We start from the raw sequence: 18,799 nt of genomic DNA, 5'->3' as shown, positions 1-18,799 counted from the left end.
CACCATGGCGAAGGGCAATGGCATCAAGGTGGAGGAAAAGGACGAGAACGAGATCGTCCTTTCGGTGCGCGACGTCACCGTTGCCATCGACGACAAACTGATCCTCGACAAGCTTTCGCTCGACATCAAGCGCGGCGAGATCCTGGGGTTCGTCGGCGCTTCGGGCGCCGGCAAGTCCGTCCTTTTGCGGACCATTCTCGGGCTGATGCGCAAGCAGTCGGGGACGATCAAGCTGTTTGGTGTCGACGTCGACAAGGCAAGCGATATCGAGCGCCTGCGCATCGACATGCGCCTTGGCGTGCTGTTCCAGCATGGCGCGCTGTTTTCGGCACTGACCGTGCAGGAGAACGTGCAGGTGCCGATGCGCGAATATCTAGACCTGCCAAGGAAGCTGATGGACGAGCTGGCGCTGCTCAAGATCGAGCTGGTCGGTCTGCCGCCGGACGCGGCGCAGAAATTCCCGTCAGAACTTTCCGGCGGCATGATCAAGCGCGCAGCACTTGCGCGCGCCCTGGCGCTCGACCCGGATATCGTCTTTCTCGACGAGCCGACGTCCGGCCTCGACCCCATCAGTGCTGCCGAGTTCGACGAACTTGTCGTCAAGCTGCGCGACACCATGGATCTGACCGTCTATATGGTCACGCACGACCTCGATACGCTGTTTACCGCTTGTGACCACGTGGCGGTGCTCGGCAAGAAGAAAGTATTGGTCGAGGGCACCATCGACGACATGCTGAAGAGCGAGGAACCGTGGGTAAAATCCTATTTCCGCGGAAAACGCGCCCGCCAACTTGATCTTGCCGCACGTGCATAGCCATAAGTGAAATAATGGAAACCAGAGCCAACTACGTCATTGTCGGCATTTTTACGCTGGTTGCGATCCTGGCGGCGTTCGGCTTCGTCTACTGGACGGCGGCGATCGGCGACAGAGGCGAGACGACGCTGCTGCGCGTGCGCATCCCTGGTTCGGCTTCCGGTCTTGGCCGCGGCAGCTTCGTGCTGTTCAACGGCGTCAAGGTCGGTGACGTCAAGCGCGTCTATATCGACGTCGACAATCCGACTGTCGCCATCGCCGACACCGAGATCGACCGGCTGACGCCGATCACCAAGTCGACGCAGGCCGATATCGGGCTTGCCGGCCTCACCGGGCAGGCCAATATCGAGCTCAAGGGCGCCGACCCCAAGGAAGTGAAACTCCTCGACCAGGCCGAGAAGGAAGGCAAGGTCGCCGAGATCGTCGCCAACCCTTCCGCCGTGACCAATCTGCTGCAGACGGCGCAGAACATCTTCACCCGCGCCGACAAGGTGCTGAGCGAACTCGAGGGCTTCACCAGGGATGTTCGGGGGCCGCTGACGCAGACCGTGCAGAATGCGCAGACATTCTCCGATGCGCTGGCCAGGAATTCCGACGGCATCGACAAGTTCCTGTCCAGCGTCAGCGCGCTGTCCGACGAACTGAAGGGCGTGTCCGGCAAGCTCGACGGCACGCTGAAGGCGGCGGAAGGCCTGCTCAATGCCGTCGATAGGGACAAGATCAAGAGCATCGTCGCCAATGTCGATACGGTGACCGCGAACCTCAAGCAGACATCGCAACAGCTCGACGGCGTGATCAAGAATGTCGACACGGCGGTCGGGTCCGTCAATGATTTCGCCAAGCAGACGCAAGGCACGCTGGCCAAGGTCGACGGCGTGCTCGAGGGTGTCGACCCGGCGCAGGTGCGTGAGGCTTTGGCCAACATCCAGAAGGCCAGCGAAAACGCCAACAAGGCCGCTGCCGACATTGCCGTGGTGACCGACAAGTTCGCCAACCGCGCCGATGACATCGACCAGACGATCAAGGATGCCAAGCAATTGGCGCAGCGGCTCAACGACGCCTCGGTACGCGTCGACGGCATCCTCGCCAGGGTCGATACCTTGCTCGGCTCGGGGCAGGCAGACGGCGTGATGGCCGACGCCAGGGATACGCTGAAGTCGTTCAAGCAGGTTGCCGATACGCTGAATGCGCGACTTGGCGTCATCACCGACAATCTGGCGCGCTTCTCGGGCCAAGGCCTGTCGAATGTCGAGGCGCTGGTGCAGGACAGCCGCCGCTCGATCACGCGCATCGAGGAAGCAGTCACGGATCTCAGCCGCAATCCGCAGCGCATTCTTTCGGGTGGCGACGGCGAGGTTCGGCAATTCGACGGCAGGGCGCGGCGTTGACTTCGGCGCCTCCTCGCCCCAAGAACATGAGTTGCGGATGCGGGTTGATCTTACGATCCGGGGACAACGGGGATCGCGCGTGAAGTCGGTGTGGGTGAGAACAGGTGGATTGACACCGGCTGCGGCGCTGCTTGCGCTATCGCTTGCCGGCTGTGCGGTACTGGGCGGCAAGCCTGCGCCGCTCGACACATTCGAGCTTTCGGCGCCGTCGGTTGACGCCCATGGCCATAGCCGCAAGCAAATCCTGATCGCCCAGCCCTCGGCGCTCAAGGCGCTGGACAGCCAGAACATCGTCATCAAGCCCTCCGACCACTCGATCCAGTATCTGAAGGGCGCGCAATGGGCCGACCGGCTGCCGCTAATCGTGCAGGCGCGGCTAGCGGAGACCTTCCAGCGTTCCGGCAGCTTTGCCGGCGTCGGCAAGCCGGGCGAGGGCCTGGCGATCGATTACCAGGTGATCGTCGAGATCCGTTCCTTCGAAGTGAGTGTGGACGGTGGCGAACATGCCGAGGTCGACCTGTTCGTGCGCCTGCTCAACGATCGCAACGGCGAGGTGCGCGCTTCCAAGAGCTTCACCGCGTCCGCGCCCGTTTCGGGCAGCGGCAATCCCGCCTATATCAGTGCGCTCGACAGTGCCTTCGGCGATGCCGCCAAGCAGATCGTTCGCTGGACGGATTCGGTGATCTGAGCGCAATCCCGCCAGACGCTTCAAGCTACAAGCGGTCGAAGGCTTCCGGCCGCAGCTTCCCGGTCTTCATCAGATGCTGCAGCGTGTAGGTTACGGACAGCGCGTCGTCGAGCGCGTCCTGTCCCTGCAATGGCGGGTGTTCGACGCCGTAATAGTCCGCGAGCTTGTTGCTCGGCGTGTGCGCTAGATCCTCGATCGGCATCCCGGCCGCGATCAGCAGCTTGACGGCGTTGTCGAACCGGGTGGCTGGGATGGACGGCCGAATGCCCGCGACATAGCAGCTGATGGCCATCATGTTCAGTTCTCCTTGCCCCAGGACCAGAACCGCGCGCCATCGGAAAAGCGATCGACCCCGGCAAGTGCTTCTCCAAGCGCAACCCCTTCGGTCTCGATGTTTTTCTCGGTGATGCCGGTCAGTCTGGTGAAGAACGGATCGAGTTCGTGTCTCCGGCCAAACCGGTCGATCGGTCTGATATAGGCCTTGTGCGTGCCGAGCAGCGGGAAAGTCATCTTCGAGACCGAGCCTGACCGGGCCGATCTGCGCGATGACCGGGTCGGGATCGTGGGCTGCGCACCAAAACCGACGTTGCGACCCCTCAAGGCAGAGAAACTCGCAGTCGAATATGATGGCCGTCTTCACGGTTGGTACCCTTTTGGCGAGGGTCAGACAGGTGTGAATGGTTCAGCGCGCGACGGAGCCAGGGCCAGGCGGGACCATGGCCCCGCCTGTTCAATTCGTGGTTAGTGCAGGCGCCCGCTGGCGTGGGCCAGCATGGTGTAGACCTTGCCGGTGTCCGAGGTCAGGTAGGTCTGCGCCATGATGTTGTCGCGGTCGTTGCGCGAGACATCCTTGAGCAGTTTTTCGAAGTCGTCGCAGTAACGATCGACGGCGGCGCGGAATTCAGCCTCGCCCTGATACTTGCGGCGGATTTCGTCGAACGTCTGCTGGCCCTTCAGCGTGTAGAGCCGGCGCGTGAACACGTCCCGTTCGCCGCGCCGATAGCGGTTCCACAACTCGATCGAAGCATCGTGGTCGATGGCCCGTGCGATGTCGACGGACAGCGAGTTCAGCGATTCCACGACATGCAGCGGCGAGCGCTGGGCAGGGGCCGCGCGCGGTGCTTCGGCAGGCGCCGAAGGCGGTGCTGCCGGCCTGAGATCCGCCTCGTTCGATGCCGCGGTCAGCAGGTCGCGCACCCAGCCGCCCTGCGGCGTGCGGGCGCCGGCGTCAGGACGCTGGCGCGGCTCTGCCGGACGCTCTAGATCGAGCGTGCCGCGCAGTGCTGCACCGCCCAACGGCGCCTGGGGCGTGCGAAGCTCCGGCTGCGGTGCCGGCGCGCGACGCGGCGGTTCGGCAGGGCGTGCCGCCGGCGCTTGCGGCGCTGGACGCAGATTGCGTGGCTCCGGGCTGTCGCCGCCACCGCGACCGGACTTCGCAACGATGTCCGAAAGCTCCTTCAGGGCGTTGATCTGCTCGGAAACGGCGCGGCGGATGGCAGAGGTCGATTCCTTTGCCTCTTCCGGCATCTCGATAACGCCTTTCTTGAGCTCGGCGCGGGTGAGGTCGAGTTCGCTCTTGATCGAGCTCGCGGTGCGCCGCATCTCATCGGTAGCATCTGCGAAGCGCTTGGTTGCCGAATCGACCACGTCGGTGATGGCGTTGCGGATCTTGTCGGCCGACTCCATCGTCTTGCCTTCGGCGTTCTGCAGCGTCTGGCCGACGAGGTTTTCGAAGGAGCGCATGACCCTTTCGAGGTCTTCCGACTTCTTGACCAGGCCGACGGCGAGGTCTTCGAGCGACGACTGCCTTTCCAGCGTGTGCTCGAGGTTGCTCTGGGCCGAACTCAACAGGTCCGAGGCGCTGGCCAGCAGGCGGCTGTGCTCATCGAACTTGGTGGCGATCGAGGCCACTTCGCGCAAGGTCGACGACGACAGTTCCGTCAGCCTTGTGGTGTTCGAATCGACCAGGCGCGCCGAGCTGGCAAAGGTCTGCGCCGCTTTTTCGGTTGTCGCCGCGAAGCTCTGCGTGCTGCCGGTCAGGCGTTCGTCGACCTGGCCGAGATTGACCGCGGCCTGCTCGATCAGCTGGCCGAGCTGCGAACTGGAATTAGTCATGCGGCCGATGAGATCGGCAACGCTGTCCGACAGCGACGAGCGGGCGCCTTCAACCGCCGACAAGGTCTCGGCGGTGCGGTTGGCGAGCGCGTTGACCAGGGCAGCATTTTCGCTGCGCAGCTTCTCGGTCGCGCGTTCGGTGACCTCCTCCATGCTTTTTTGCAGTTCCGAGCCGCCCTGGGCGAAGCGCTCGACCAAAGGCCGCGCGGTTTCGTCGAGGATCTTCGACATTTCGGCCGACCGCGCCGCGAGCATGGTGTTGAGTTCGCGGGTGTTGGCGCCGATCGTCTTGGCGGCGTCGTTGGTGCTCTGGCCGATATGCTGGCCAACAGCAGTGAAGGTCTCGGCGATCACATTGGCGCGCGAAACGAGCTGTGCCTCGGCGCTCGACACCTGCTCGTTGAGCCTCTGGCCTATCGTTTCGGTGGTGTGGGCGAGGCGGTTCTCGACGCTGGCGATCTGCTCCTCGACACGGGCGGCCGCGGCCGCCGCGGTCGACGCAAGACGCTCGTCGGCGCCGGCAAGTGCCTGCTCGATTTCGCGGGCGTGCACGGCCAGTTCCTGGCCGGTCTGCCGCGCACGATCGGCGACCTTCTGCTCGGTGCTGGCGAAAGCCCCGACGATGGTCTGCGCATGCTCGCCGATCGTCGAAGAGCTGTCGGCGATGCGCGAGACCAGGCGCTGGTCGGCCTCGTCGAAGATGCGGCCGATCTCGGACGCACGGCTGGACAGAGCATCCGAGCCCTCGGCGATGCGCGAGACCAGTTGCTGATCGGCGGCATCGAAAATGCGGCCAAGGTCGGTTGCACGGGCGGCGAGAGCCTCGGCGGATTCGCCGATGCGCATGCCGAGCCGCTGGTCGGCGCTTTCGAAGTTGCGCAGAATGTCACCGGCGCGGGCGGCCAGCGATTGTGCCGTCTCGACGGCGCGGGCGACCAGTTTCTGGTCGGCTGCGTCGAAGGTGCCGGCAATCTCGCTTGCGCGGGCCGCCAGATGATCCGCGGTATCCTGGGCCCGGGCAGCCAACTGGTCGGCCGTTTCCTGGGCGCGGGCGGCGAGCTTCTGGTCCGCCAGCTCGAAGGTGCCGGCGATCTCGCCGGCGCGGGCGGCCAGCTGATCGGCGGTCTCGTGGGCACGGGCCAGCAGCGAGCTGGAGGTGTCGTCGGCGCGAGCGAGCAAGGCGTTGGACGTATCTTCCGCGCGGGCGTGGAGGCGACGGTCGGCTTCCTCGAAGGTACGGGCGATGTCTTCGGCCCGCGCCAAAAGGGCGGCGGACGTCTGTTCGGCGCGCTCGGCGATCTTGCGGTCGGCGTCGCTGAAGGCTGCACCGGCCTGCTCATGCAGCGCGCTGGTGACTTCCAGGACCTTTTCGCGCAGGGCGCCGGCGACGAAGACCGCGCTCTTTTCGAGCACGCTGCGGACATTGTCGACGCCGGTCGAGAGCGCGCGCTCCATGGTTCCGGCGCGTTCCTCGATGATGCCGGTCTGACGGCTGAACGCCTGCTCGATCTTCTCCACATCGGCGGCGATCGCGGCCGAAATGTCGGTGCTTCTGGCGGCGATCTGGTCGATATGACCGGACAGCGAGCGGTCGACGTCCTTGCGGGTCTCGGCGAGCTTGCCGAGATCGTCTTCCAGCGCGCGGCTCAGCATGTCGCGGCCTTCGGCCAGCCTGCCGACATGGCCGGCGATGACGCCGTCGATATCGCCGCGGCTTTCGCTCAGCCTCTGCAGGTCGGCCTCGAGGGCGCGCTTGAGAATGTCGCGGCCTTCGGCGAGCTTCTCAACCTGGCCGGCCACCAGCCCGTCGATGCTGGAGCGGCTTTCGGCGAGCTTGGCGAGATCGGCTTCGAGGGCGCGCCTGAGAACGTCGCGGCCTTCGGCCAGTTTCTCGACCTGGCCGGCGACCAGGCCGTCGATGCTCGAACGGCTCTCGGCCAGCTTGGCAAGATCGTCCTCGAGCGCCCTGGACAGGGTCGAGCGCTCCTGGACAAGCCTGTCGGCATGGCTGCTGACCAGGCCGCTGACGCTCTCGAGGTCGGCTTCCAGCGCCTTCGACAGCGTCGAACGGTCCTGGACGAGCCGCTCGGCATGGCTGTTGACCAGGCCGTTGACGTTGTCGAGGTCGACTTCCAGCGCCTTCGACAGGGTCGAACGATCCTGAACGAGCCGCTCGGAATGGCTGTTGACGAGGCTGTTGACACTTTCGAGATCGGCTTCGAGCGCCCTGGCGAACTGGGCGCGGTCGTCGACCAGCTTCTGCGACTGGTCGGCAACGGTGTTCTTGATGGTGTTGAGGTCGGCTTCGAGGGCGCGCTTGAGAATGTCGCGGCCTTCGGCAAGCTTCTCGACCTGACCTGCGACCAGCCCGTCGATGCTGGAGCGGCTGTCGGCCAGCTTCGCGAGGTCGTCCTCGAGAGCCTTCGACAAGGTCGAACGATCCTGAACGAGCCTGTTCATGTGGTCGGCGATGACGCTGTTCACATTCTGCAAGTCGGCTTCGAGGACCCGCGAAAGCTGTCCGCGATCCTCCGCCAGCCTTTCCGACTGGCTCGATATGACACCCTTGATGGTGCTGAGGTCCGATTCCAGCGCGCGCTTGAGAATGTCGCGGCCCTCGGCCAGCTTCTCGACCTGACCGGCGACGAGGCCGTCAATGCTCGAGCGGCTTTCGGCCAGCTTGGCAAGGTCGGCTTCCAGCGTCTGCGACAGCAGGCTGCGGTCGTTGGCGAGCTTGACCGAGTGATCGTCAAGCAAGCCCCTGATGCCAGATAGATCGTCCTCGAGCGAACGGCCGAGTTGGCTACGGTCTTCCACGAGCTTTGCCGAATGCACCTCGATCAGGCTCTTAATGCCGGCAATATCGTTTTCCAAGGCCTTGGCGAGCACCGCACGGCCTTCGGCGATCTTCTCGACCTGACCGGCAACCAGCCCGTCAATGCTGGCGCGGCTGTCGGACAGTTTGCCGAGGTCGGCTTCCAGGGCGCGCGACAGAATGTTGCGGCCCTCGGCGAGTTTTCCAACATGACCGGCGACCATTTCATCAATGATCGTGCGCGCTTGCACGAGTTTTCCGGAGTCTTCGTTGAGAGCCAGCGAAAGCCGGTTGCGGCCTTCTTCCAGCCTTTCGAGGTGGCTGCCGAGCGACGCGTCGATGGCGGCGCGCGATTCGTTGACCTTGCGCAGATCCTCTTCGAGGGCGCGCGCGATCAGGCTGCGGCCTTCGGCCAGCTTCTGCACCTGGTTGGTCACCGCGGCATCGATGCCGTCGCGGCTTTCGGCGAATTTCTCCAGGTCCGCCTGCATGGCGGCCGCCATGCGGTCGCGGCTTTCGGACAGCTTGCGGCTGTGGTTTTCGACGGCTTCCTCAATGCCGACACGGGCGTCGGCGAGCCGCTGGATGTCGCTATCGAAGGAACGCGAGACGACATGACGCGCCGCTTCCATGCGACCGGCAAAATCGCTGGCGCGAGCCTCCAGCATGCTCGACGTTGAGGTGACGATGTCAGCCATGTCGGCGCCGATCTGGGTCTTGCCCTGATCGATCATCGCGGCCAGCGTATCCTTGCTCTCGGCGAAGGTGTGGGCGATTTCGCGGGCGCGCTCGACCAGCGTCTCGTTGATCTGCCGGGCGCGGGCCTCGAGCGCGGCGTTGAGCTTCTGCGTGCCGGTGTCGAGCGCTTCGGCGCGGGTCTGGAATTCGCTGATCAGGGCCTGGCCGCGTTCGGCCAGCGTACGTTCGATGCCGTTGAGACTGGCTTCGAATTCCGAATTAAGGGTGCGCGCGGCGCCGCCGAGCAGCGAAACCATGCCGGTGGTGCGATCGTCGAGCAGATCGGTCAGCGACCGGGTCAGGCCGTCCGTCGTATCCGTCAGCTTGGCGATGCGCGTGTCGAGCAGGCTGGCGAAGGCCTCGCCGGAGGTCGAAAGCTTGTCGGTGATGGTGTCGAGCCGGCCTTCCACCGAATCGAAGATCGACATCGAGCTTTCATTGATGCGGTCGATGAGCGTGTCGCCGGAATTGGTGATCGTCATCGACAGCTTGGTCGACGCATTGAGGATCGAGTCGCGTATGATGTCGCTGGCGGAGCCGATTTCATCCCTGAGCGTTTCATGCGCACCGGCGATCGAGGCACGGACGCGCTCGGCATGGGTGACGACGGCCTCGCGCTCGCTGCCAAGCCCGTCGACGAGCGAACGGATGCGGGTTTCGTTTTCCGAATAGGAGCGCTCGATCTGGTTGACTTCGCTGTGGACCAGCGTTTCCAGCTCCACGGCGCGGGCAAGCGTGCGTTCGATGCCTTCGCCCATTGCCGCCACCTCGCGGCGAACGGCCTGGCCGATCATCATGACGCGATCCTGTGCCATGTTTTCCGGCTCGGTCAGGCGGAAGGCCACTTCTGTCATCGACTGGGCGGCAATGCGCATGTCCTGGGCGCGGCGAATCATGGCTGCGAAAGCCCAGAACAGGATGATCGGCACGATCGCCGCGACGGCGAGGCCAATCAGCTCGGGACGGGCAAGGAACTGGTCGAGTGTGCGAATCCTCCAGATGCTCGGTCCGAACAGCAGGTTGGCGAGCCCGCCGGCGCCGGCGATCCAGGCGAGCGAGACAAAGGCAACAATCCAGTAGACGGTGTTGGAGGCGCGCCTGTTGAGGCCGTGCAGGAGGGTCTTGTAATCCTTCTGACGATCATCATTGGCCGGCGCGAAGCCCGTCGTGGACTGGGTGCCATTGCCATTGCCATTGCGTGTCTCAACGGGGCGCAGTTCGGCCGGCTTGGCCTTCGGCGCGGGATTCGCGGGCTGATTGGCAATGGGAGCCTGATTGGCGGCGGCTGCCGGCTTCTGGTTGCGTCCCTCGCGTGCCAGCTCGTCGGCGGCCTGGGATATCTGCGCTTCCAGATCTTCCATCGAAGCCGCGATATCGAGATCGCCGCTGCCGATATCGCCGCTGAGGTCGAGATCGAGCGCTTTTTCCAGTTCCCTGGCCACGTCGCTGTCGAGATTTCTCGTCGTCGTCGTTGGTTTCTTTGCCATGCCTTCGCTACCCTGTACTAGCTGCCGCGGGGCTTATAATTGTCTTTTGTCGTACCCCCGCGCAGGAGGCTGAAAATGGACCTTCGTATCGTAATGACACAGGGGGGTAAAGAAAACATGCATTCCGCGGGATACGTAAAACTTTAAATATAAGGTTAACGCAACCGTGATCCGGGCGCCGTTTTGCAACATTTTTCCGGGCCATCCATTAACCCGTTGTCCATTGGATTCGCCTAGTTTTTCAGGCGGCCGAAGAAAACGGAGTTCGAGTTCATGCGTGGCGAAAGCGGCATTGCCTTTTCAATGCCCGGAGGCGACGTCTCGGGAACCAGACAGTCCCGACCGGTCGATTTGGCACACCTTGCCCGGCAAACGATGGGCGACCGCGCCCTCGAGCAAGAGGTGCTGGCGCTGTTTGTACAGCAGGCGCTGTCGGTACGCGACAAAATAGTCGATGCCGATCTCAAGGACCGGCTTCTGCTGGCGCATGGGTTGAAAGGGTCTGCTCGCGGCGTCGGCGCCTTTGCGATCGCCGATTGTGCCACTGAGATCGAGCGGCAGCCGGAAGACGGCCAGGCCCTCAAGCGGCTCGGCAAACTGATCGACGAAGTGCGTGATTTCATCGCCGCCATCAATCGCTGACCCGGTTTGTGGAAAAACGTCACCGAGAGGCGCTTTCGCACGGCAGTTGACTTGTCTGCCGGAGTGATTATCTCGGCGGAAACTCCCTTCAGGTGACAAATGACCAAGCTGACCTTCATCGCCCATGACGGCACACAATTCGACGTGGACGCCGAAAACGGCTCGACGGTCATGGAAAACGCCATCCGCAACGCCGTGCCGGGGATCGAGGCGGAATGCGGCGGCGCCTGCGCCTGCGCCACCTGCCATGTCTATGTCGACGAGGCCTGGACGGCGGAAGTGGGCGAGCCGGAAGCGATGGAAGAGGACATGCTGGACTTCGCCTACGACGTCCAGCCGAACTCTCGTCTGTCCTGCCAGATCAAGGTGCGCGACGCGCTCGACGGCCTGGTGGTGCGGGTACCCGAGCGCCAGGGCTGAAAAGCGGATTTTTCCCACTGCCGCTTGGCAGCGGGCCGGTGGTCATGCAGTCTCACGCCATCCAGCAACGAGGCAGGGCGCATGACCGGGATCATCAGCACAGACGTTCTCATTGTCGGGGCAGGGCCTGTTGGCCTGTTCGCCGTGTTCGAGCTCGGCCTGTTCGACATGAAATGCCACCTGATCGATATCCTCGACAAACCCGGCGGCCAATGCGCGGAACTCTATCCGGAAAAGCCGATCTACGACATTCCCGGCTGGCCTTCGATTTCGGCGCAAGGGCTGGTCGACAAGCTGCTCGAGCAGATCCATCCGTTCAAGCCTGACTTCACCTACAACCGCATGGTCTCCAGCCTCGAGAAACTGGAGGACGGCGGCTTTCGCGTCATCACGGACGAGAACGAGGTGTTCGAGGCAAAGGTGGTGGTGATCGCCGCCGGCGGCGGCTCGTTCCAGCCGAAACGCCCGCCGATCCCGGGCATCGAGCCCTATGAGGGCAAGAGCGTCTTCTATTCGGTGCGCCGGATCGAGGATTTTCGCGGCCACGACCTTGTCATCGTCGGTGGCGGCGATTCGGCGCTCGACTGGACGCTCAACCTGCAGCCGGTGGCCAAGAGCGTGACGCTCGTTCATCGGCGCCCTGAATTCCGCGCGGCGCCCGACAGCGTCAACAAAATGTATGCCATGCAGGAGATGAAGCAGCTGGCATTCAGGGTCGGGCAGGTGACCGGCCTGACCGGCGCCGACGGCCAGCTGTCATCGGCCACCATCAAGGGTGGTCCGGAAGGTGATATCGAAGTGCCATGCACCCGCATGCTGCCCTTCTTCGGCCTGACCATGAAGCTCGGGCCGATCGCGGAATGGGGGCTCAATCTCCACGAGAACCTGATCCCGGTCGACACCGAGAAGTTCCAGACCTCGGTGCCCGGCATTTTTGCCGTCGGCGACATCAACTGGTATCCGGGCAAGCTGAAGCTGATCCTGTCAGGTTTTCATGAGGTGGCGCTTATGGCGCAGGCCGCCAAGCGCATCGTCAGCCCCGGTGAGCGGATCGTGTTCCAGTACACAACCTCGTCGACCAGCCTGCAGAAGAAGCTCGGCGTGGTGGAGTAAAGAGCGCTTCTATTCCGCGATGACGGGCGCGACAGCCTCGTCGCGTCCGCGCAGCGCCTTTTCCGGCATCAGCATCATTGCGACAAGCGCCAGCCCCAGGGTGATGCCGGCGGTGATGAAGATCATCACGAACGGCAAGGCTGACGTCAGCTGGATATGTGTCTGCGAGCCCTCGGCGGAGAGCGGCAGGCCATAGCCCAGCGCCACCGCACCGAGCAGGGCGACGCCCAGCGCGCCACCCAGTGTGCGCAAGAAGGTCAGCACGCCGGTCGCGACCCCGAGATGGGTTCGATCGACGGCGTTCTGGACAGAGACGGTCGCGACGGGGAATGTCGTTCCGCTGCCCAGGCCGATCAGGGTGGTCAGGATCTCGACCTCGAGCAGCGAGGCGTGTCCGGCAATGGCACTAAGCACGCCGATGCTGACAATGGCCAAAGCGATGCCGATCATGGCGATACGCTTGTAGTGCACGAAGCGGGGGATCAGACGGCCGCTGGAGGCGGCACCGGCGACCGTGCCGAGTAAAAGGCCGAGCATGGCCAGTCCCAATTCACTGACGGAGAGCCCGATCACGGTTTGTAGATAGACCGGCAGGTAGACCGAAGCGCCGATATTGGCGGCCTGCAGCAGGAACATCGACAGCGCACCGGCGAGCACGATCGGGTTGCCCAACACTTCAAGCGAGATCAACGGTTCGGCGGCCCTCAGCAGCCTCAGTGCGAACAGGGCCCAGAACACGGCCGACCCGGTCACCAGGCCGAGAATTGCGCCCGAAAACCAGGGATAGGTGCTGCCGCCCCAGTTGAGCGCCAGAAGCAGAAGTGCCGTGGCGATAACCAGAAGCACGGCGCCCAACCCGTCGATACGGTGATGTTTGGCCGCGATCGGCAGCTTCTTCAGTGGCTTGTTGATGATGGCCATGGCCACCAGCCCAAGCGGAATGTTGATCCAGAAGATCAGCGACCAGTGCAGATGCTCGGCAAAGGTGCCGCCCAGCAGTGGCCCTGCAATGCTGGCGACGGCCCAGGTGCCAGAGACCCAGGCCGCGTAGCGTGCGCGTTCGCGCGGCGGCACGAGGTCGCCGATCACGGTTTGCGCCAGCGCAAACAGGCCGCCACCGCCCGCACCCTGGATCGCGCGCCCTATCACCAGCACGAACATGTTGGGGGCCATGGCGCTGACCAGCGATCCGGCGAGGAAGATGAGGATCGCTGCGTAAACGGTAGGGCGGCGGCCATAGACGTCGGAAATCTTGCCGTAGAGCGGTGCCACGGCGGTGGCGGTCAGGAGATAGCCAGTGACCATCCAGGGGAGATACTCGGCGTGGCCGAGTGCTCGCGCGATGGTCGGCATGGCGGGTGCGATAATGGTCTGGTCGAGCGCCGCTAACAGCATGGACAGAAGAACGCCGCCGATGATGGCGTTCTTCTCGCTTTCGGTCAGCGGCGTGGCGTCAGCCGCCATGGTCTGCTTGTCGACAGCCTGGTCCATAGTATTATCCATATGCTTTGCGCGCGATCCGGGTCGACGATTGGGCTTGCTTGATGCGTTCGCCGCGCGATCGGTCGTGGTGCTCGTGCCTTGAGGGTTGCGCCTTGCCAACCCGTGATATGTCGTTCCGTTTAGGCCGATTTCGACTGCCGTTCGAAAATTTTTCGACGCTGGCACTACGCTTCGGCCTGGTTGGCTTGCGTCGGCGCCATCGCGCGCGCCGATGAAATTCAGGCCGGCGGCGGCAGCCGACCGTTCTCGATGCGCTGGATGCGGTAGCGCATGAGCCGCAGGATACGGCTTTCGAAATTGACGCTCTCGACGCGATCGAACTGCACCTGGGCGCGGTCGTGCCTGGCGAGAATGGCGGCGGTGATCTCGGCCGCCTTGGCCTTGGCCGTAGCGCAATCCGTCCGCGGGTAGGTCGCCTTCAGCGCGTTTTCCAGCTCGCGGCCATAGTTCTTGGCGATCTCGACATGGCGTTCTTCATGGCGCTTGATGTCGGCCGACAGCGTGTCCCAGAACAGCTTCACGTCGGGATCCGCCTTGCGCGGGCGGCGCCATTCCGGAAGGATCACCTTGACCTTGACCGTCACGGCGGCGTCGGCGATCCGGCAGGAGCCAGCCTGCGTGGCGTAGCTGATACGGGTGGTGAAGGCCATCTGGGTGGCGCCGGGGTGGCGCGAGCCCGTGCTTTTGACCTGCGGCCCGTGTTTGGAGAGCTGCTTCTCGATGTCTTCGAGCGTGCTGCCGCCAATGGAAAAGTAGCTGTATGTCTTGACGAGATTGGCCGCGCCCGCCGGAACAGCGGTCATGGCAAGCAGCAGCGCGCAAAGCAGGGATCGTTTCATCATATTGCCTCTTTACCCACCTTGCTTTACGGCCGTTGCCGGCGCAACGGAATTGATCCTTTGCGGATCACACATCGTTGATGAGCCCATGGTTGATGAGCAATGACGGCGAGGCGATGGCAGCTGGCGCATGGATGTCATCTCGACCTTGGCGGCAAGGCCGTGGTCGTCGGCGTCCTCAACGTCACCCCCGACAGCTTTTCCGACGGCGGACTGTTCGATGCGCCCGAAGCGGCGCTGGCCCAGGCGCGCCGCATGATCGGGGAAGGGGCACGGATCATCGATGTCGGTGGAGAATCGACCCGGCCGGGCGCCGCCGCGATCTCGGCCAGCGAGGAACAGGCACGTATCCTGCCGGTGATCGAGGCGTTGGCGCGCTCCGGTGACGTGCTGATCTCGGTCGACACCTATCGCGCCGAAACCGCGCGACTGGCCGTGGCTGCCGGCGCGCATATCGTCAACGATGTCTGGGGCCTCCAGCGCGAGCCCGACATCGCGCGGGTCGCCGCCGAAACCGGAGCCGGGCTCATCATCATGCATACCGGGCGGGATCGCGAGAAGCTGCCCGACGTGATCGCAGACCAGTTTGCGTTCCTGGAGAGATCGCTGGAGGTCGCCCGCCGCAACGGCATTGCCGATGATCGCATCGTGCTCGATGCCGGTTTCGGCTTCGCCAAGGAGACGGCGCAGGAAAATCTCGAGCTGATGGCGCGGTTTTCCGAGCTCCATGCGCTAGGCTTTCCGCTGATGGCAGGCACCTCGCGAAAACGCTTCATCGGCACCGTTACCGGCCGCGATGCGGCAGACCGGGCTGCCGGAACGGCGGCGACCAGCGTCATTCTCAGGCTCAAGGGCGCGCATCTGTTTCGCGTCCATGATGTCGCAATCAACGTGGACGCGCTGGCCGTGGCGGATGCTATGCTGGCGCTTGAAACCGCCGTATCGGAACGCTGAGCCATGTATGTCATCCGCCTGAAGAACTGCGCCTTCTTTGCCCGGCATGGCGTGCTCGACGAGGAGGAGGCGCTCGGCCAGCGTTTCTATGTCGACGCGGTGCTGTCGGTCGAACCCGGGCGCGCGCTTGTCGACGACGCCATCGAGGAAACCGTCAACTACGGCATTGCCTTCACGGTGATTGAGAAGATCATCACCGGCGAACGGCGTTTCCTGATCGAGGCCCTGGCGATGGAAGTGGCAAAGGCGCTGACGGAGCGGTTTCCGCAGATCAAAAGGGCCGAAATCACCGTGCGCAAGCCGAACGCGCCGGTGCCTGGCGTGCTCGATTATGTCGAGGTGACCGTTGTCTGGCCCGAGTAACACCGTCTACCTCAGCCTCGGCGGCAATCTGGGCGATCCGGCGGCCTCGATGGCGGCGGCGCTGCGCATTCTCGACGCCGATGCGGATACGCGCGTTACCGCTGTCTCGTCGCTCTACCGCACGCCGCCCTGGGGCAAGCTCGACCAGCCGGATTTCCTCAACGCCGCCGCCGAACTGTCGACCCGGCTCGCACCGCGGGCACTGCTTGACCTCTGCCTCGACGCGGAGCGCAAGCTGAAGCGGGTGCGCGAGGAGCGCTGGGGGCCGCGCCTGATCGACATCGACATTCTGGTGTTCGGTAACCGCGTCATCCATGAGACCGGGCTGGAAGTGCCGCATCCACGCATGCTGGAGCGCGCTTTCGTGCTGGCGCCGCTGGCCGAGATCGCGCCGGATCTTGCCGTCGGCGGGCGAAGCGTATCGGAACGGCTCGGCGCCGTCGACGCCGCCGGAATCGAGCGATTGCCGTCCGGCCGGGATTGGTGGCTGACGTAACGATCAGCCGGAAAATCCGCCTTCGTCGAGAAACGCCTGCTCCTGCGGTGTCGTCTCGCGGCCAAGCATCCTGTTGCGATGCGGAAACCGGCCGAAGCGCTGGATGATGTCGCGATGCTCCAGTGCGTATTTCAGGTTGAACTCGGCCCTGGCGGTGTGCAGTTCGACCGAAATGTCCTGGTCGGCAAGGTTTTCCGTATGTTCGAACGGCAAATACACGAACACGCGGACTTCCGGTTCCAGCGCCAGGTCATGCCCGGCAGCGACCGCTTTTTGAGCAAAATGCTTCGCCAGCGGGTCGGTGGCATACATGTGGCCGGTGCCGCGAAAGCAATTGCGCGGAAACTGGTCGAGCAGGATCATCAGCGCCAACGAACCTTCGGCATGGTCCGACCAGGCGTCGCATTCACGCCGCGCGGCGGCGTAGTGCAAATCAAGAAAGCGATCGCGGAAATCGGCATCGAAAGCGTCGCTCTTCTCAAACCATGCATCCTCGCCGGCGTCGCGCCAGAATTTGGTGACCGACAGGGCTCTGCTGTCCAATTCCATGCATGATTCCTTGGTTCAATCGGCTGTTTCGGATTTGTGCAGAACGCCGGCCGTCTCCTCGTTGAGGGCCTGACCGGGGCGGCGCGGCGTGGAGAGCGGTGTCGGAATCGGCGTGCCGATATTGCCCCGCAGGAAGCGCTGGCCGGCGCGAATGCCTTCGGCGAGCTGGGTTTCGAAACGGTCGGTGTCACGACGCCTGACGTCCTCGATCGTTTCCGCCACGTCTTCGGGATCAACGCCAAGCGATTCCAAGGCCGAGCCGCCGAAAACCAGTGCCGATTCGAAGGTCTCGCGCAGCTGATAGTCGACGCCGGCGCGAATGAGCTGCAGCGCGGTGCCGCGGTCGAAAGCCCGGGCAAGCACGGTGAGCAGCGGAAATTCGGCCTTGATCAACTGGGCGATGCGAACGGCCGCATCGGCCTTGTCGACGCAGATCAGCACGGCGCGCGCCCGGCCGGCGCCGGCCGCGTGCAGGATATCCAGCCGGGTGCCGTCGCCATAATAGACCTTGAAGCCGAAATCCGCCGCCGCCTGGATCATCTCGACATCGTTGTCGATTATCGACACATCGATGCCGCGCAGCAGCAGCGGCTGGCTGGCGATCTGGCCGAAGCGGCCGAAACCGATGATCAGCACGCTGCCGGTCAGTCCGTCGGCGACATCGACGCCGTCGAGCGACTGCTCGTCGCGCGGGGTGACATAGCGCAAGGCGATGATCGCCAGCGGTGTCAGCACCATGGAGATGATGACGATCGCCGTCAGCGTCGCGTTGGCCTGGTTGTCGATGATGCCGACGGCAGCGGCGGCGGAGTAGAGGACGAAGGCGAATTCGCCGCCTTGCGCCATGAAGACCGCGCGTTCCAACGCTTCACGATGGCCGGTCTTGAGGATGCGGGCGACGATGTAGATGCCAAGCGCCTTCATGACCATGTAGGCGACGACATAGATGGCGATCAGCTTCCAGTTCGCGGCGACCACATGCAGGTCGAGCGACATGCCGACCGCAAGGAAGAACAGGCCGAGCAGGATGCCGCGGAACGGCTCGATGTCTGCTTCCAGCTGATGGCGGAAGGTCGATTCGGACAGAAGCACGCCGGCCAGGAAGGCCCCCATCGCCATCGACAGGCCGCTGAGCTGCATGGCGAGCGCCGATCCAAGCACCACCAGCAGTGCCGCGGCCGTCATCACCTCACGGGCACGGGCATCCGCCAGGATGCGGAAGAACGGGTTGAGCAGATAGCGCCCCGCCAGCACCAGTCCGAGGATCGCGGCAAGGCCGATGCCGACCTCGGTCAGCCTTTCCGACAGGCTGGTGTCGGCGCCGCCCGGCGCCAGGAACGCGATCAGGGCCAGCAGCGGCACGATGGCCAGATCTTCCAGCAACAGGATGGAGACGATGCGCTGGCCTTTCGGCGAGGCGATTTCGCCGCGTTCCTCAAGAAGTTGCATGACGATCGCCGTCGAGGTCAGCACGAAACCAGCCCCGGCGACGAAGGATTGCGAGACCGGAAAACCGCCGGCCATTCCCACGCCGGTCAACAGGACCGCGCAGACCCCGACCTGGAGCGCACCGAGCCCGAAGATTTCGCGCCGCAGGCCCCAAAGCCGCGACGGCTGCATTTCCAGCCCGATGATGAACAGGAACATGACGACGCCGAGTTCGGCGACGTGCAGGATGGCGCCCGATTCGGAAAATATGCGAAGACCAAACGGGCCGATCACCACGCCGGCGGCCAGATAGCCTAGGATGGAGCCGAGGCCCATGCGCTTGAAGATGGGGACGGCGACAACCCCAGCGGCAAGCAGCGCCACCACCTGAATGAGATCGCTGCCTGATGTTTCCGCTGCCATGCCTCTTGTCCCTAAGTCTCCCTA

General features: G+C 63.9%; 14 protein-coding genes and 1 pseudogene. 9 read left to right on the top strand and 6 right to left on the bottom strand.

Annotated features, from left to right (window positions below; genetic code table 11):
* Positions 1–4: 4 nt before the first annotated feature.
* The 3 genes from ACLGL5_RS24785 to ACLGL5_RS24775 are packed head-to-tail and all read left to right on the top strand — an operon-like array spanning position 5 to position 2,890.
* Positions 5–814 carry an ABC transporter ATP-binding protein gene (locus tag ACLGL5_RS24785; protein ID WP_019858346.1) on the top strand — a complete coding sequence of 270 codons (810 nt, stop codon included), beginning with the start codon at positions 5–7 and terminating at the stop codon, positions 812–814.
* 14 nt (positions 815–828) lie between these two features.
* The gene (locus tag ACLGL5_RS24780; protein ID WP_019858345.1) at positions 829–2,202 is read left to right on the top strand and encodes an MlaD family protein; all 1,374 of its coding nucleotides are present in this window, start codon (positions 829–831) and stop codon (positions 2,200–2,202) included.
* Positions 2,203–2,239: 37 nt separating this feature from the next.
* A complete protein-coding gene (locus ACLGL5_RS24775; RefSeq protein ID WP_051112898.1) occupies positions 2,240–2,890 on the top strand; it encodes an ABC-type transport auxiliary lipoprotein family protein in 651 nt (216 codons plus the stop codon).
* Positions 2,891–2,915: 25 nt separating this feature from the next.
* Here the strand turns inward: ACLGL5_RS24775 and ACLGL5_RS24770 are convergent.
* Together ACLGL5_RS24770 and ACLGL5_RS24765 are read right to left on the bottom strand one after the other, a co-directional pair.
* Positions 2,916–3,530 (bottom strand): annotated as a pseudogene (locus ACLGL5_RS24770) (3'-5' exonuclease family protein).
* Between the two features lie 101 nt (positions 3,531–3,631).
* Entirely contained in the window at positions 3,632–10,045 is a 6,414-nt protein-coding gene (locus ACLGL5_RS24765) for a kinesin (protein ID WP_069092239.1), read from the bottom strand.
* Between the two features lie 273 nt (positions 10,046–10,318).
* Here ACLGL5_RS24765 and ACLGL5_RS24760 point away from each other — a divergent pair, with 273 nt between their 5' ends.
* From ACLGL5_RS24760 to ACLGL5_RS24750, 3 genes are all read left to right on the top strand, one after another.
* The gene (locus tag ACLGL5_RS24760) at positions 10,319–10,687 is read left to right on the top strand and encodes an Hpt domain-containing protein (protein ID WP_027046873.1); all 369 of its coding nucleotides are present in this window, start codon (positions 10,319–10,321) and stop codon (positions 10,685–10,687) included.
* A 99-nt stretch (positions 10,688–10,786) separates the two neighbouring features.
* On the top strand, positions 10,787–11,107 hold the full coding sequence (locus ACLGL5_RS24755) for a 2Fe-2S iron-sulfur cluster-binding protein (RefSeq protein WP_010909663.1): 321 nt from the start codon (positions 10,787–10,789) through the stop codon (positions 11,105–11,107).
* Between the two features lie 81 nt (positions 11,108–11,188).
* Entirely contained in the window at positions 11,189–12,220 is a 1,032-nt protein-coding gene (locus tag ACLGL5_RS24750) for an NAD(P)/FAD-dependent oxidoreductase (protein WP_019858339.1), read from the top strand.
* Between the two features lie 9 nt (positions 12,221–12,229).
* On the opposite strand, the gene ACLGL5_RS24745 is transcribed toward ACLGL5_RS24750, so the two are convergent.
* Positions 12,230–13,711, bottom strand: coding sequence for an MDR family MFS transporter (locus ACLGL5_RS24745; protein ID WP_494372783.1), 1,482 nt, complete (start codon positions 13,709–13,711; stop codon positions 12,230–12,232).
* Between the two features lie 230 nt (positions 13,712–13,941).
* The gene (locus tag ACLGL5_RS24740; RefSeq protein ID WP_019858337.1) at positions 13,942–14,565 is read right to left on the bottom strand and encodes a DUF922 domain-containing Zn-dependent protease; all 624 of its coding nucleotides are present in this window, start codon (positions 14,563–14,565) and stop codon (positions 13,942–13,944) included.
* Between the two features lie 99 nt (positions 14,566–14,664).
* Between ACLGL5_RS24740 and folP the strand changes: the two genes are divergently transcribed.
* From folP to folK, 3 genes are read left to right on the top strand one after another with little or no spacing between them, the layout of a single operon-like run.
* Positions 14,665–15,516 carry a dihydropteroate synthase gene (folP, locus tag ACLGL5_RS24735; protein WP_069092237.1) on the top strand — a complete coding sequence of 284 codons (852 nt, stop codon included), beginning with the start codon at positions 14,665–14,667 and terminating at the stop codon, positions 15,514–15,516.
* 3 nt (positions 15,517–15,519) lie between these two features.
* Positions 15,520–15,879 carry a dihydroneopterin aldolase gene (gene folB / locus ACLGL5_RS24730; protein WP_027044656.1) on the top strand — a complete coding sequence of 120 codons (360 nt, stop codon included), beginning with the start codon at positions 15,520–15,522 and terminating at the stop codon, positions 15,877–15,879.
* Positions 15,863–16,375, top strand: coding sequence for a 2-amino-4-hydroxy-6-hydroxymethyldihydropteridine diphosphokinase (folK, locus tag ACLGL5_RS24725; protein ID WP_019858334.1), 513 nt, complete (start codon positions 15,863–15,865; stop codon positions 16,373–16,375). The genes folB and folK overlap by 17 nt, the downstream gene beginning before the upstream one ends.
* Positions 16,376–16,378: 3 nt before the next feature.
* On the opposite strand, the gene ACLGL5_RS24720 is transcribed toward folK, so the two are convergent.
* Together ACLGL5_RS24720 and ACLGL5_RS24715 are read right to left on the bottom strand one after the other, a co-directional pair.
* Positions 16,379–16,924, bottom strand: a complete 546-nt coding sequence (locus ACLGL5_RS24720; RefSeq protein ID WP_069092236.1) for a DUF924 family protein — start codon at positions 16,922–16,924, stop codon at positions 16,379–16,381.
* A gap of 15 nt (positions 16,925–16,939) precedes the next feature.
* Entirely contained in the window at positions 16,940–18,775 is a 1,836-nt protein-coding gene (locus ACLGL5_RS24715; protein WP_069092235.1) for a monovalent cation:proton antiporter-2 (CPA2) family protein, read from the bottom strand.
* Positions 18,776–18,799: the final 24 nt, after the last annotated feature.

Source organism: Mesorhizobium sp. U510 (assembly GCF_059180695.1).
This window is presented reverse-complemented; position numbering and strand designations above follow the sequence as displayed.